General features: G+C 49.6%; 12 protein-coding genes. 5 read left to right on the forward strand and 7 right to left on the reverse strand.

Annotation, left to right across the window (positions count from 1 at the left end; translation table 11 throughout):
• Positions 1-92: 92 nt before the first annotated feature.
• Complete coding sequence (locus BLT51_RS02385) at positions 93-3,824, forward strand: endo-beta-N-acetylglucosaminidase (protein WP_172801300.1); 3,732 nt, start codon at positions 93-95, stop codon at positions 3,822-3,824.
• A gap of 94 nt (positions 3,825-3,918) precedes the next feature.
• Here BLT51_RS02385 and BLT51_RS02390 read toward each other — a convergent pair whose 3' ends face one another.
• Both BLT51_RS02390 and BLT51_RS02400 read right to left on the reverse strand, forming a co-directional pair.
• The gene (locus BLT51_RS02390) at positions 3,919-5,250 is read right to left on the reverse strand and encodes an MATE family efflux transporter (protein WP_091279472.1); all 1,332 of its coding nucleotides are present in this window, start codon (positions 5,248-5,250) and stop codon (positions 3,919-3,921) included.
• A gap of 543 nt (positions 5,251-5,793) precedes the next feature.
• Entirely contained in the window at positions 5,794-6,234 is a 441-nt protein-coding gene (locus BLT51_RS02400) for a helix-turn-helix domain-containing protein (RefSeq protein WP_091279476.1), read from the reverse strand.
• A gap of 488 nt (positions 6,235-6,722) precedes the next feature.
• Here BLT51_RS02400 and dnaB point away from each other — a divergent pair, with 488 nt between their 5' ends.
• Positions 6,723-8,069 carry a replicative DNA helicase gene (gene dnaB, locus BLT51_RS02405; protein WP_172801355.1) on the forward strand — a complete coding sequence of 449 codons (1,347 nt, stop codon included), beginning with the start codon at positions 6,723-6,725 and terminating at the stop codon, positions 8,067-8,069.
• Here the strand turns inward: dnaB and BLT51_RS02410 are convergent.
• Genes BLT51_RS02410 through BLT51_RS02430 form a run of 5 tightly spaced genes read right to left on the reverse strand, consistent with a single transcriptional unit; the run spans position 8,066 to position 11,841 of the window.
• Entirely contained in the window at positions 8,066-8,764 is a 699-nt protein-coding gene (locus BLT51_RS02410) for an HD domain-containing protein (protein ID WP_172801301.1), read from the reverse strand. The genes dnaB and BLT51_RS02410 overlap by 4 nt on opposite strands.
• 2 nt (positions 8,765-8,766) lie before the next feature.
• Positions 8,767-9,594 carry an aldo/keto reductase gene (locus tag BLT51_RS02415; RefSeq protein ID WP_091279482.1) on the reverse strand — a complete coding sequence of 276 codons (828 nt, stop codon included), beginning with the start codon at positions 9,592-9,594 and terminating at the stop codon, positions 8,767-8,769.
• Positions 9,591-10,178 (reverse strand): 1-acyl-sn-glycerol-3-phosphate acyltransferase, encoded by a 588-nt coding sequence (locus BLT51_RS02420; RefSeq protein WP_091279485.1) that lies wholly within the window; start codon positions 10,176-10,178, stop codon positions 9,591-9,593. Before BLT51_RS02420 ends, BLT51_RS02415 begins: the two co-directional genes overlap by 4 nt.
• A gap of 12 nt (positions 10,179-10,190) precedes the next feature.
• Positions 10,191-10,916: a DsbA family protein gene (locus BLT51_RS02425; RefSeq protein WP_091279487.1), complete on the reverse strand. Its 726-nt coding sequence runs from the start codon at positions 10,914-10,916 to the stop codon at positions 10,191-10,193.
• Between the two features lie 4 nt (positions 10,917-10,920).
• Positions 10,921-11,841: a DUF4862 family protein gene (locus tag BLT51_RS02430; protein WP_157672864.1), complete on the reverse strand. Its 921-nt coding sequence runs from the start codon at positions 11,839-11,841 to the stop codon at positions 10,921-10,923.
• Positions 11,842-11,960: 119 nt separating this feature from the next.
• On the opposite strand from BLT51_RS02430, the gene BLT51_RS02435 reads away from it, so the two are divergent.
• Genes BLT51_RS02435 through tgt form a run of 3 tightly spaced genes read left to right on the forward strand, consistent with a single transcriptional unit; the run spans position 11,961 to position 14,593 of the window.
• The gene (locus BLT51_RS02435) at positions 11,961-12,497 is read left to right on the forward strand and encodes a DUF4825 domain-containing protein (protein ID WP_172801302.1); all 537 of its coding nucleotides are present in this window, start codon (positions 11,961-11,963) and stop codon (positions 12,495-12,497) included.
• 20 nt (positions 12,498-12,517) lie between these two features.
• The gene (locus tag BLT51_RS02440) at positions 12,518-13,348 is read left to right on the forward strand and encodes a DUF4261 domain-containing protein (RefSeq protein WP_091279493.1); all 831 of its coding nucleotides are present in this window, start codon (positions 12,518-12,520) and stop codon (positions 13,346-13,348) included.
• A 24-nt stretch (positions 13,349-13,372) separates the two neighbouring features.
• On the forward strand, positions 13,373-14,593 hold the full coding sequence (gene tgt / locus BLT51_RS02445; RefSeq protein WP_091279496.1) for a tRNA guanosine(34) transglycosylase Tgt: 1,221 nt from the start codon (positions 13,373-13,375) through the stop codon (positions 14,591-14,593).
• The last annotated feature ends 9 nt before the right edge of the window (positions 14,594-14,602 follow it).

Raw genomic sequence — 14,602 nt, forward strand, 5'->3', positions numbered from 1 at the left:
CGTACAAGAAAGAGCTATATTTTCCTTGACTAAATCGTTTTAGTGTGGTGTGCTTAACGTGAGCTTGATATTCAATGACGAAAGGATCAAGTATGCACAAGAAAGAAAGCCAGCGACGTTCCACTAAAATAACCGCACGTGTTATCGCGTCTTCACTTGCGGCCACACTAAGTTTTAGCGTAATAGCAACGTCAGCACAAGCTGCAGATACTGTATATAACAAAGATGAAAAGTCCCTTGGGAGCGCACAACCGAAGAATATGGGGCATCGACTACAAGATGTTCGTGATTGGAGCCCGCAAACTGATCCATTTGCAGCATTTATGCGTTCAGATATTCCACTCCAACAACGCACTCAACATGACCCATCCACGCAAGCCCATCAGAGTCTGGATGGGAAAGCAGAAATTATGTTAATGCAAGGAGACTACGGAAACTCCTTTTTTGATAATTTCCGCGCAAACAATGACGCTAACCAGCACACTCTGCAATTCTGGCAGTATGCTGATTATTGGAGCCCGTGGCATGGTAGTGCATCGATAGGTACCCCACGAGCACTCTATGATCCAAAGACTAGCGCATGGCAGCGGCGTGGATTTGAATTCGGAATCGTTGATATCCCAAATCCTGCTTGGACTAATGCGGCACATCGTAATGGCGTCAAGTCCATTGCTACTATTTACTTTGATCCTGCATTTCGGCCAGCTCTTACTCTTCATGAGGCATTTGAAAAAGATGAGAATGGCGAGTATAAGACTGCAAAGAAGCTCGTTGAGATAGCGAAATATTATGGCTATGACGGCTATTTCTTAAATGATGAAGAGACTAATCTTTCTGAAGATGAACTTCGCCCATTCATGAAATACTTGACCGATCATGGGTTATATACGCAGTGGTACACCAACAGTTCATCCTACTGGGATCAAACAAAATCATCATGGCTGGGTACCGGGAAAAACGAGATCATGAATTCCGTATTCCTGAATTATCGATGGGCTGGAAGCGCAAATAACACAATTGCTGGAGCTGCGGCGGGCGGATACGATCCACACCACGATTTGTTCTTCGGCGTCGAAGCGAATCAGGGAAGGCTTGATAATCGTCATAACACAGCCTCCAGCGTCCCGGAGCTGTACGTCAGTGATGAAAACCATTCTCCAAAAGCATCGATAGCGCTGTTTACTCCGTCGGATTATTATCATCGGGGGCTCGACGACGATTTCCGCGATTTGAGCAAAGCTGATGATCCAGTGCATCAGCGTGATGGTTTCCAATGGATGGTAGACGCACGCCAGCGCCTCTATTTCTCTGGTGGTTCGAACAATCCACTAAAGAGTGGATTTAATAAGAATGAAGATATTTCTGATGTAACTAATACTCAGACAATGAAGTGGGGTGGAGTAGCTGATTTCACTCCGGCTCGTTCAGTTATTAAAGGGGATTCCTTTGCCAGTAGTTTCAATATTGGCCGTGGTCTAAGCTGGTGGACTGATGGAGTTAAAACCGGTAATGAGCAATGGGCGAATATGGATTCCCAAGACATCCTTCCGTCATGGCAGTGGCTAGTAAAAACCGAGGACAGTAACGCTACGCTAACTGCAGACTGGGATATGGGAAACCAAGAAACCCGAGTGCAAAAAGACGGATCTAGTGCAGCTCAAATTCCATTCACTCCAATTGGAGCATATAACGGGGGAAACTCGTTAGCAATCCATGGGTCGAGTAATAAAGAAGCGACTTTCGGTCTGTACAAGACACAACTTGAAATAAACACAAAATCAAAGCTCAATCTTGTTACTCGTCAAGTTTCTGGAGATGCTGGCAAAGTATATGTTGAGCTAACATTCAAGGACGAACAAAACCCAGTTGATGTTGAACTTACCGATATTAATAAGGAAACTTGGTCCGTTCAGAACATAGATCTTGCCAGCTATGCTGGCAAAACGTTAACCTCGATCAATCTAAAGTTCGAAAAAGCTCAAAACTATCAACTCAATCTCGGAGCCCTATCAGTGAATGCGGGTGATCCGGCGCCGAAGGCCCCTAAAAATATTCATATCGACCATGTCTATGAGGATGGTCAGCTTGTACTGGGTTGGGACGAAGCTGAATACGGTGATGTTGTCAACTATCGAGTAAGTGCTCTCGAAAACGGTGTTGAAAGCCATTTATATAAGGGATTTACAAACCTTGCCTACATCAAGAATGCACCACATAACGACGTCGTCTACCGGGTACAAGCAATCGGTAAAGATGGACAGCTATCAGCACCAGCAGAAGTGAAGTTTACGATGGCTGGTTTGCCGAGTGATGTAAAAATTGCGAGCAAGGCTGTCACCGAAGTTCATGTCGGAGATAATGTTATTTCTGGACATGAACCGCTTCGAGTTTTTGCTGATGGGGACAAGAACCTGACTGTGACGTGGAAAAATACTGCAGTTACTGCCGAACGGTGTGTCATTTTTGCTCAACTTGCTGATCGTGCACAAGGGATGTTGACAGATTTCCATAAGATCGTTTCGTGCGCTGATCAGCATGCAACGATTGATATTCCGGTTTCTGAGGGTTATCCAGTAGACGTGACACTAACGCCGGTTGGAAGTCCACTGGGATTAACCGTTCACGGCGAAACGGCTGATACTTTAGCTCGTCCGATGCCGATCAGTGACCTAAAGATTCAGGAGGAACAAGGAAAGAAAGTCTATCGGTTCTTTAATCCTTCAACGCCAGACTGGGCAGGACTTGAAGTTAGCTGGAAAGATGGTTCAGGCAAGCTAACAAAGATTTCCACTCATGTTCGTGGAGACACTACCCAAGCAAAATTCGGGTATGCGCCAAAGACAGACTCGATTGTGAAATGGCGTGATCTGCCAGCTGACAACGGAACAATTGTCGCTCGTTTGACCGATACCGCAGGCAATGTGACGGAACAAGAATTTGTTATTAAAAATGGCGAGGTTACCTCGGTTTCATCCCAACCAGAGGAAAGCGAACCGAAATATGCGGATGTGTTAGATCTAGCTTATAGTGATGTCGAAGTTTCGCAAGGAGAGACTCTAGAGCTGAGGATAACCGACTCAGAAATAATTCCAGCACCTACGGGAACAAAGTTCGCTTCAGCTGATCTTCCGGATTTTATAGCCATTGATGAAACCGACGGCAAGCTTACTATTATGCCAACTGCTGATACTAAGCCAGGGGATTTAACAGGACATGTAGATGTAACTTACCCGGATGGTTCTGCTGCCAAATTGGTTCTCAAGGTGACAGTCAAAGAAGTAGCAAAGCCAGAACAAAAACTAACTCCGGAATCTCCGATGTTTGTTGATCCGAAAGCTGACGATCCAGCAGCCTGCTCAACCAAGCCATTTGCAACGGTAACGGAGCAACAGGGTGTAGAGTACACAGTTTTTGTTGACGGAAAAGGCATTAAACCGAACGATGAAGGAAAGTTTGTCTATGACTATGGTCAAACCATCGTTGTTAAAGCTACCCCAGCTGACGGTGCCCATTTCGTGCCAGAAGCAACAGTACAGTGGTCATGGACAGCACCGACGCGCGAAAAGCTCAAGTGCTCTGTACCCTGGACAAAACTAATCCCAGCTGTTCCTGCCGCGCCCCAAGATAAACCTGGAGTGAAAAATCCGAACCCAACAGAACAGAAGCATGCAGATACGGATGCCAAACCACAGAAGCCAACTGTTAAAGCAGCTGGATCTGATTTAGCGAAGACGGGTATTCAGATTCATACTCTCGCAGTGTTGAGTTTAGGAAGTGCACTAGCTGGTGCAGTTGTTGCACTCCGTCGTCGCCAACACAGCTGAACTCCATAGCGGCATAATGTAACAGACGCGAAATAAGAGAGGGCACGAACCGTTCGTGCCCTCTCTTGCACCAACAATCAGCAGGCAAACGTATCTACAAATGCATCCACGCGGTACCACGAGTACGAGCAAACTGCGTGCCAGCACGAACAGCCATAGTCACGCCACCATAGCCCAGCCATAGCGTCACCATTCCCCAGGTCTGTCCAAAGGATTCCGGCCACCACAAAACTGCACCGGCAATCGGAGCGAACGCAGCCAACGTAATGAGCATGTACCATGCCAACCGGCGCGTATCACCAGCACCAATCAAAACCCCATCGAGCATGAAAGCTAATGATGCTAACGGCAAGGCCGCAGCAGCTACCCATAGGACAGTCCTGGAAAGGGCACGAACGTCGTCGTCGCCACTCATAATCCACGGGACCACAAAAGAAAGTCCTACCATAATCACGCCGAGGCCCACACCAACCCACAGTCCCCACAGCACACATCGGTCTAAAATGTGGCGAACACGGGCCGGCTCACCTGACCCAAGCGCCTGCCCAACCAGGATTTGGGCGGCTGTTGCGAGTGAGTCTAAACCATAGGACATGAAGTTCCAGAGTGTCATCACGATCTGATTTGTTGCTAGCGCGATCGCTCCCAGCCCGGACGTGCCCGCAATCAGTAAGAGGATTGCCGCGCGCAACGAAACAGTCCGGATAATAAGCGGGACTGCTTCAGACAAGGACCGTAGCACCCCACCGCCAGACGGAATAATGGCCGCTCCGGAGTGCCGTGCTCGGCTCACGATTATCCACGTCAGTGCACCTGCCATAAGTGTCTGTGCAGTTGCTGTGCCGAGTCCTGCGCCGACGATTCCTAAGCCTAGCCCGTAGATTAAGAACGCGTTGAGCGGAATGTTTGCCAGCGCACCAGCAGTTGCGACGACGAACGGCGTTTTTGTGTCGCCGAAGCCGCGCAAGGTTCCGGTCGCTGCGAGCACGAGGAGCATTCCGGGTAGCCCCCAAGAACTTGCGTGCAGATAGGCTTGGGCTTGGTTTGATACCGACGACGACGGACCGAACCAGCCAATAATTATCTCGCCAGCAAAGAATAGAACGAGACCTAAAATGATGCCGATTCCGACGGCGAGCCACATGCCGTCAAGACCAAGACGGTAAGCATGTTTCTTATCCCCGCTACCGACTGACCGTGCCGTTGCTGCCGTGGTGGCGTAGGTGAGGAAAATGCACAGACCTACGAGGGTGGTCAGGATCGTGGATGCTAACGATAAACCAGCAAGGGGGGAGACGCCTGGAAGGCGGCCAATCATCGTGGTATCTACCGCAACTAAGAGGGGCTCAGCTAGGAGGGCTCCCAGAGAAGGCAATGCTAGTCGGAGAATAGATGAATCAACATGGGGTAGGTCGTTATTAGCCACGACAGTTCCTTATATCTGAAAATATGAGTATAAAATGACAAACCTTAGTATTAAGTGAAATAGCTAAGAATTGGATTTTTGCATAATAGCGCTATATGTTTCGTTCTCCACCTAGGTACAGTAGGACAAAAGAAGCAAATTTTGGACAACCTGCCTGTTTGAGTTTGGTGCATATATCGATAGTGTTAGTACGCTTTTTGGTGACCCAGTAATCGCAGCGGCGTGAACATGATAATCGTTTTGATCGGTGCCAGTAAAACTTTCAAGTTTGCTGTCAAAACTGTCTTCGAGGACTTCATTGATAAGCTTGCGTATTAGGTCTATTCGTTTCTTAATTATCTCGTCGCTTTCCTTCGGGTAGTCTCGACGTGTCGTATACCAAACTTCGTTGAGCACATCTTGTGAGGTTTGTAGCGAGAACATTCCATGCGCAGCGTTATGAAGATGAAAAAGCCAATCCATGAGGCAACGACTGCGTAAGATGTTAGCATCGAGAAAAACTAAATGGACCATGCTTGATATTATAGCGTGGTCCATTTAGGCTTAATCGTCGAAGATAGAGCCCTCGTTATCGTAGAATTCGTGAAGTTGGGCGAGTGCTTGAGCTTGAGTTTTCAAAGTCTGCTTGCGTATAGCAAGAATATCTTCTCGCCTAAACCGTGTGTGAGTGCCGACTTTAAAAGACGGGATTTCATGACTTGTTGCCCGCTTCATGAGAGTGGGCCGTGAAATTCCAAGAAGTTCAGCGGCAGACGTAGATGAGAGTATCTCCGGTAATGTTGATACTGTCACTTGCCCGTTATTCTTAAGTGATTCAAGTATTTTCTGTAATAGATGGGCAATTTCTTGGGGAAATCCTGCGAAGGCATCTGCCGCAGGATTGTTTTGTGAAACATAAGAATCGTTGTTATGAGGTAACTGACGAATTTGTTGCAGGAGCTGTTCATTAATCGTGATCTTATTATCAACGCATGTTGTGGACATGAATTTATCCTTTCCAAGCTTACGTCAATGGTTATTGATCTACACTGTACTGTTATTTCGAACTTTCAGATATAAGTGTAATATTGATTGTTGGATATGACAAGTAGGATCAAGACACACCGATAGTTAAAGTGGTTGACATCTAGTTGTGGTTAACTTTTGCAACGATAAAGAAGATAATCGCAGGTTATCCACAATAGTGGAAAAAACAATCGCGGATTTCCAGCCGATTTTGAATAATTCTCCACTGTAGTGGATAACATCGTGAAAACCTGTGGATAACCTATTGAGTTATCCTCAGAGTTATGCACAAATCCACCTTATTTATCCACAGTAATAGTTAAAGTAATCGCAGGGCTGTGGGTAAGTTAGGTGCATAGGGTATTAATCAATGTGGATAACACCAGCATATGGGCGCAAAATGCGCCATAATTACCTGTGAACTACCAGCAAATAGAAGAACACCGTAAGGAATTCTCGTGAGTGATATGTCAAATTCCCAATTCGAACGTACCCCGCCACACGATATTGAGGCTGAACGTTCCGTCTTGGGCGGCATGATGCTCAGCAAAGACGCATTAGCTGACGTGCTAGAAATGCTTGATGCACAAGACTTTTACCGTCCAGCACATGCCACAATCTTCACTACGATTCTTGACCTCTTCGGTGCGGGACAGCCTGCAGACGCCATCACGGTAGCCGCCGAACTACAACGCCAAGGAAAACTCGAACAAATAGGTGGACGCGCAGTTCTCCATGATCTCGTTTCAGCTGTTCCAACTGCTGCTAATGCCTCGTATTATGCACAAATCGTCCACGATCAAGCTGTGTTGCGACGGCTGGTTGAAACCGGAACACGAATCGCACAGCTGGGCTACACAACTGACGGCGGGGATGTAGCCGAACTCCTCAACCTTGCCCAGTCCGAAGTGTATGCCATGAGCGACACGAAAACTACCAACGATTACGCCTCGCTTTATGAGATTATTCCGGGGCTTGTGGAAGAACTCGAACTGAACTCTGCACGTGACGGCCAACTAGCCGGATTAGCTACTGGCTTCCACGATTTAGATAAAGTTTTGCTAGGGTTACGCCCGAACCAGATGATTATTGTGGCCGCCCGCCCAGGTATGGGTAAAACAACGCTTGCGATGGACTTCTGCCGTCATATCGCGATTAAAGATGGCAAACCAGTTGCATTCTTCTCCCTCGAAATGAACCGCAACGAACTAGCAATGCGTATGCTTGCTGCCGAATCAGAGGTTTGGCTCTCGAAACTCATCGCTGGTGAACTCGAACAGCGTGATTGGGAACGTATTTCGCGAACCTTGGAACGAGTAGCGTCTGCTCCGCTCTATGTTGACGATTCCCCGAATCTCACCATGATGGAGATTCGGTCCAAAGCCCGCCGAATGCGCCAGCAACAAAAAATCGAGCTCATTGTGATCGACTACCTGCAGCTGCTCACCTCAGGTGGACGCAGTCCCGAATCACGCCAGCAAGAAGTCTCCGAATTTTCCCGTTCCATCAAGCTTCTTGCAAAAGAACTGGAGATACCTATTATTGCGATCGCCCAGCTCAACCGTGAAACCGAACGGCGAGATTCTAAGAAACCACAAGTATCGGACTTGCGCGAATCCGGTTCGCTCGAGCAGGATGCCGACGTCGTTATCCTCATTAACCGGCCGAAAGACCGGGACGAAATGGGTGCGCTTCCGCCAGCGCAAATCATTGTGGGTAAGAACCGTTCCGGCCCAACCGCAGATGATATCGAGCTCGAATTCCAAGGCTCGCTCACGCGCTTTGCGAACTATGCGGCCGCAGAAGATTATTAAGCTGTCACCTCGGTAGCTAGCCGGCCAAAGAATGCACGTTGCACATCCACTGCTTCACGCCACAACCGCGTAGCAGTAGCAGTGGAGCATTCCTGTTCCCACAGCCGATCAAGTTTCGTTTGGTAAGACGAGAGCCACGAGCGTTGCTGATCTGTGGATAATTCCAAGAACTTCACATATTTGAGAGTATCCGCTACTCGGTAAGCCCCGAACCGATCAATATTGTCGCAGTCTCCGATAGATTGTGCCAAAACGCTTGGTTCGTGATCGAATACGAGATATGGCCGCCCAGTGCTATCACAACACGTACCTTCATCATCCGGACGTGGATTCCACAGATCATCCGTGTGCATCGCAATGCCTTGGACGATTTCGAGACGCTGGCTATCGGCGAGTCCTAATTCCTGCAAAAAATCATTTGCCGAAAGGGCGCCCGCCCGGCCGTGATCGACTGGACGTTGGGCATCGAACTTGCCCACATCATGAAGTAGGCATCCCAATGCGAGAAGATGTTCGTCAAGCCCTTCGCCCTGTGCTACTAACCGCCCGATTCGAGCCACCCGAAGGCTATGCTCAAACCGGTACCGGCGTGAGCTAGCACTAACAGTTTTTCCGTCTACTACGCGTTCGTCGCTGAGCAGATGCCGGCGCACAAACTCCAATGCCGGCTCGAAAGCCTCGTGCGCACTGACCATCATCACATCTTCGCGAATACGTCAGGGTTTGGTCCCATTCGGCCGTCTTCGCCGCGATCAAGAGCGCGGATAGCAGCCAGATCGTCGTCGTCCAAAACCACGCCCAACGAATTGAAATTCTCGCGCTGACGAGCCAAACTCGACGCTTTCGGAATCGCCACGAAACCTTCCAAACGATGCCAAGCTAACACAACCTGTGCCGGGGTGGCGTCATGCTTTTTCGCGATCTCGATAATAACCGGATCCAACAAATCCTTGCCCCGGCCCAACGGCGACCACGACTCAACCACAATTCCGGCAGTCCGGCAGTATTCAACCACCTGACGGTTCTGGAAATACGGGTGAATCTCTATCTGGTTAATCACCGGAACCCCAGTGCCGGCGGCAACCAACTGCTCCAAGTGCGAAATCTGGAAATTCGAGACACCAACTGAACGCAGATGACCCTCAGCTACTAGGTCCTCCATCGTGGCAAAGGTCTGCATAAAATCGCCGTCGTAATGCATCGGCAGTGGCCAGTGCATCAAAAACAAATCTACGTAATCGGTACGCAATTTTGCCAGCGACTGAGCGAAGGAAGTGTAGACCTGCTCGGGTTCATGGTTCGGGTTGTCGAGCTTCGTGGTAATAAAAAGGCTCTGGCGTGGAATGCCGGATTCGACGATTGCCCGGCCCACCCCATCTTCGTTGCCGTACATTTGTGCCGTGTCAATATGACGGTATCCGATGGCAAAAGCCTGCTGGACTAGGTCGGCTGCGTCTTTTTGTGTAACCTGATAGGTTCCGAATCCTAGTTCGGGAATATTAAAACCAGATCGAAGATGAGTCATTGGTTTATTTCTCCTTCTTCAATTTCGGCACGCAACCGTGGAACTGAGGTTAGCTCCGGATGGATGCCAACTTTGTCGGCATAAAACTCACGAATCTTTGCCATGTCCGCTGCGACATCTCCGGTGAGCATCATTGACCCACGCCAGCCATACGTTTTGGTTGCCGAATCGACGAAGCCGAAAACCACCGGGATGCCAGCTTCTAATGCAATATAGTAGAAGCCGGATTTCCAGGTGTCACGGTGTCCACGAGTGCCTTTAGGCGCCACGCAGAGAGCAAAGTGTTCAACAGATTGTGCATGTTCAACAATGTTGTGGACCATGCCATGTGACGAATTACGATCGACGCCTACGCCGCCTACCGCACGAATAAAAGAGCCAACTGGCTGACGCATGTACGAGCTTTTGATGAGGAATCGAAGATTGCGGTCCGCGTGCCAAAATGCCATGAGCATGTAGAGCGCATCCCAGTTCGAGGTGTGTGGTGCACCGATCACTACAGCCTTTGGCGGTAACGTGTCCACATCAATTGTCCAACGAGAAAACCGTTGAAATGTTCGCGCGATAAACCGTTTGAATGACATAGGAATCCTTATTCACTTCTGATTTTCTGGGCGTTTAAGTTCTGCGTTAATGATCTGGTTAAACTGATCGATAGGGTAGGCGCCGGCAAGGAACGAGTAGCCAACGATAAATGACGGCGTACTCGAAATACCAAGGGCCTGGCCGTGGGTGCGTTCCTCATTCACTGCTTTCACGGTTTCTTCGGATTGCAGATCGGCAGTGAATTTGTCAGTGTCCATTCCAACTTTTCCAGCTAGCTCAGTGAGGGCTTCGGCAGTTGGTTCTGGCGGGTTAGCAAAAAGTTCGTGGTGGTATTCCCAGAATTTGTTTTGTAGCGCGGCTGCGTGGGACGCTTGCGCAATAAGTACCGACTCGTCGCCAAGAATTGGTAGTGAGTTGTATTCGATGCGAACCGTGCCGTCGTCAATGAAACTTTGGAGTTCAGGCAGAGTTTTTAGTGACCAGTCTCGGCAGTGTCCGCAACGATAGTCGGAATACATTTCGATTACGACGGGTGCGTCAAGCGAACCGAGTGCACGCGGATCATCTGGGTTGAGGCGATGCTGTTGCTCGATGAGTTTCTTTACTTCTGGGGAAAGTTCGGCTGGTTTTTGTGGTTCGCTGGTTGACGACGACGAATCTGCCTTCGGAGCGGCCGGAGTTTTAGACGAAAAAACTCCGGCAACAATCATGCTGATAACGAGTGCTGCCACAGTTAGTAGGGCAACAAGTGAAGCAATTACTTTACGTTGGTTCATCAATTCAACCTATCTGCGAACCGGTCTCTACCCGGGCTGCCGCCGCAATTCGACGGATCATGTCCAGCCTAGTAGATAACGACACCTCGGGACGAATGCTGACCTTAGCTCCGAGGAAGTTAACAGGATATTGCCGGGTGGCGTTGGCGGCGGTAGCGACATTCTGAACCGTCATTAATGACGATGGTTCATCGTCATGCAACGGCATATGGTCATCATTCCAAGCTGGGCCGAAACTGTTGGTTTTACTGTGTGCTCCCGAGAAAATAACACCGCCGAGAACGCCAGCCGCGCCGGCTTGTTGGATGTGCGCTAGTGGAGTATCGGTACTCCGGCCTTCAATAACTGACCGTCCCCAGTTAATCACGATAGGCATATTTCGTTCAGTTGCTGCCTGGATTTCATCGGTTAAACTCAGGAACCCTTTCTGTGCCAACTGTCCCGGGATGAATTCGTCTTGATGCTCGATGACGAGTTGAGCGCCGTCCCAATCCCACTGTGAAATGATGTCTAGCGAATGTAAGAAAGGATCGAGGTGTGCGTTTCCTGTTGGGGCTGAGTGTAACTCTACGTGGGTAAAGATTTGCCGACCGGCAGCATCGTTGACTTCCTTGATCGCCCACGAAGCGTTGAGGAGGAAATCGAGGGCGGTAGCCTGTCCGGCGTCGTCAGGCGAAGCCAATCCAAAAGTGGGATCGGAGCTGACGCGTTGCATCGTTCCCGGAATAGGGGTTAAAACGTTGACGTGGAAATGGTCGGGGAGCTGGGCTGCGAACCAAGCCGGATCGTCAGTGATCGCGTTACGGAACGGAATTTCTAGTCCGTCAACCCATGACTGTGCGCCTAACGTTGCATAATATTCTTCTTGCTCCGGCAAAGTTGCAGGTAGCGAGGCGTAAGCGCCAACAATAAACGGAACCGACATAATCATACCTTCCAATGGCTAAGCGCGATAAACACTTCTCAGTTTACGGCTCGCAACGGAAAGGTGGTATTTTGACAAGCATGAGGGTTGGTTTTTCTCATTGGCGTACAATCGCTAGTTTGGTCATTGTTGTAATTATCGTTTCGGCCGCATTCTGGGGCGTCTATCGTTTGGTATCGAGCAAGCAATTTCGGATGGATAGCGAACCAAAATCTACACTGTCATACCGCACTCACAATATTGCTGATTCGCGCATTTATGTGTCCGATTATATTGGTGATCAGGCCAATACGTTTGCGCTTATGCGTACACTGCCATTAAACGACAGGATTGTTAATATCGGAATTGCAGACCAAGGTATCAATATTAATCTCCGAAAAACAAACTTGACTGAAGAAGATGTGCAGCGTGACGCTCTTTATTCGGCTTCTGTAGTTATGGCAGTAATTAAAGACGCGAAATATGTATCCTTCCGCAGTGGAATGTCGTTGATTGAAGTGACACGTTTCGACGTCGAATCCTTCATCCCCGAAGGTGCGCTGACAACAACCAAACAGCAAGTGTGGGATCGTGTTCGACGCGCAATACCGGAAGCTGTCCCGCAACTGATCGAAGTCCGCAACACAGCAGCAGTGCTGAGACCGTCTTCCCAATGAAGCTCCCGTAGAATTATCGTATGAATCATCTTGAAATCGACGCTATTCATCCAACCGCACCCGAATATCTCACTGCGGCCGCTTTGTTCTCTGCTCCTATCGATGTGGGAGCAGCGATGCAGCGAATCCGTGACGTGTGGGGCGAAGATGTGGACCCGCAATGGGTGAGTGTGGATGCGGCAGCTACTGGCGGGCTCAGCGGGGAACTCCTGACGTTCCGGCTACAAGGTGTCCAAGTGATGATCACTCCGGTTACTGGCCAGCTCGAAATAGATAAAGGCCAGCTACCAGAACATCATACCCATGTGGCGATGACCTTCTATGCGCCGCTGGCTGGGATGGTTGAAGGTACGCTTGCCGGGGAACAAGAGCTCCATGGCGATAATGCGCCTGAGCTGATGCGCCGGCACCGAATGGTATCAGCACATATTGCTTACACTCAGGTAGCCGATGCGTTGATGTGTGAGCCGGCCGCGATCGGGGTATACCGGCATGAGCTCGGGGTGATCCATCCGCCGCAGATGGTTCAAGCACTCGCGGAATCCTTGACTTCTGGGCAAGCACCGCTTCCGTTGTGGATTAATATCCGGTTGGCTGACGGGCCGACGAGCCGGGCTCGCACGCTGGGTTTGCCGTTGTTTGGTCATTTAGATGTGGAAGTTACCGGCGGGCCGGCTCTTGAGAAGACGGCTGCTTTTATCGAAAACACGGCTAACTATATTGTGATGGGTGATAGTTATTTGTTGCCGGGGCAGACGATTGGCGTTAGTGACGGCAGTAGTTATCCAGTGACGCAAGAGATTTCGGTAGCCGATGGCTCTACTGTTATTGCAATTGATGTGCAGGGCTAATAGTTAGCTTTGAGGGAGAAGAACATGTTTGATATTAAGACCCGGCTTGAAGGTCATCTTGGCCGTACTGGCACGATTCACACGCCGCATGGCGATATTCAGACTCCGGCGTTTATCCCGGTTGCGACGAAGGCGACCGTGAAGGCGGTGCTTCCGGAAACGATGCGGGAGATTGGTGCGCAGGCGTTGTTGTCTAACGCTTATCATCTGTATCTGCAGCCTGGTTCGGACATTGTTGACGAGGCTGGTGGCGTTGCTGCGTTTGAGAACTGGCACGGACCGACGTTCACGGATTCGGGCGGTTTTCAGGTGTTGAGCCTGGGCTCTGGCTTCAAGAAAGTTCTTTCGGAAGAGTTTAACGGCAAGGCTCATGTTGATGGTCAGGTTGCGGGAAAGAAAGAACGTCTCGCTAATGTTGACGACGACGGCGTCTGGTTCCGTTCGCATTTGAACGGTTCGAAGCATCGTTTTACGCCGGAAGTTTCGATGCGTATTCAGCATGAGCTGGGTGCGGATATTATTTTTGCTTTCGATGAGCTCACAACCTTGTTAAATTCGCGTGGTTATCAAGAAGAGGCTTTGGAGCGTACCCGGTTGTGGGCACAGCGGTGTTTGCGGGCGCATAAACAGCTCACCGAAGAGCGCGAGGGTAAGCCGTATCAGCAGTTGTTCGGCGTGATTCAGGGCGCTCAATATGAGGATTTGCGCCGTAAAGCGGCACGCGATCTGGGGAATATGGAGATCGATGGCCAGCGTTTTGATGGATTCGGTGTTGGCGGTGCGTTAGAGAAGGAAAACCTGGGCACAATTGTGGGCTGGGTGAATGAGGAGCTTCCGGAGGATCGGGCACGTCATCTGCTAGGTATTTCGGAACCTGACGATTTGTTTGTTGGGGTGGAAAACGGGATCGATACGTTTGATTGCGTTAATCCGTCCCGGGTGGCGCGCAATGCGGCGATCTATTCGCCAGATGGCCGGTTTAATGTTAACCGTGCGCGGCATCGGCGTGACTTTACTCCGCTGGTTGACGGGTGTGAATGCTACACCTGTACGCATTACACGAAGGCCTATCTCCATCACTTGTTTAAGGCGAAGGAAATGGTTGTGAATACGTTGACGACTATCCACAACGAGTACTTCACAATCAAGCTCGTTGACGATATCCGTCACCATATGGAGGCGGGAACATATTGGGAGTTTAAGGAAGAGACTCTGGGCCGGTTTTACGACAAGCGCGATATCTAAGAGCGTGGT

This window comes from Arcanobacterium phocae (assembly GCF_900105865.1).
Classification (GTDB): Bacteria; Actinomycetota; Actinomycetes; order Actinomycetales; family Actinomycetaceae; genus Arcanobacterium; species Arcanobacterium phocae.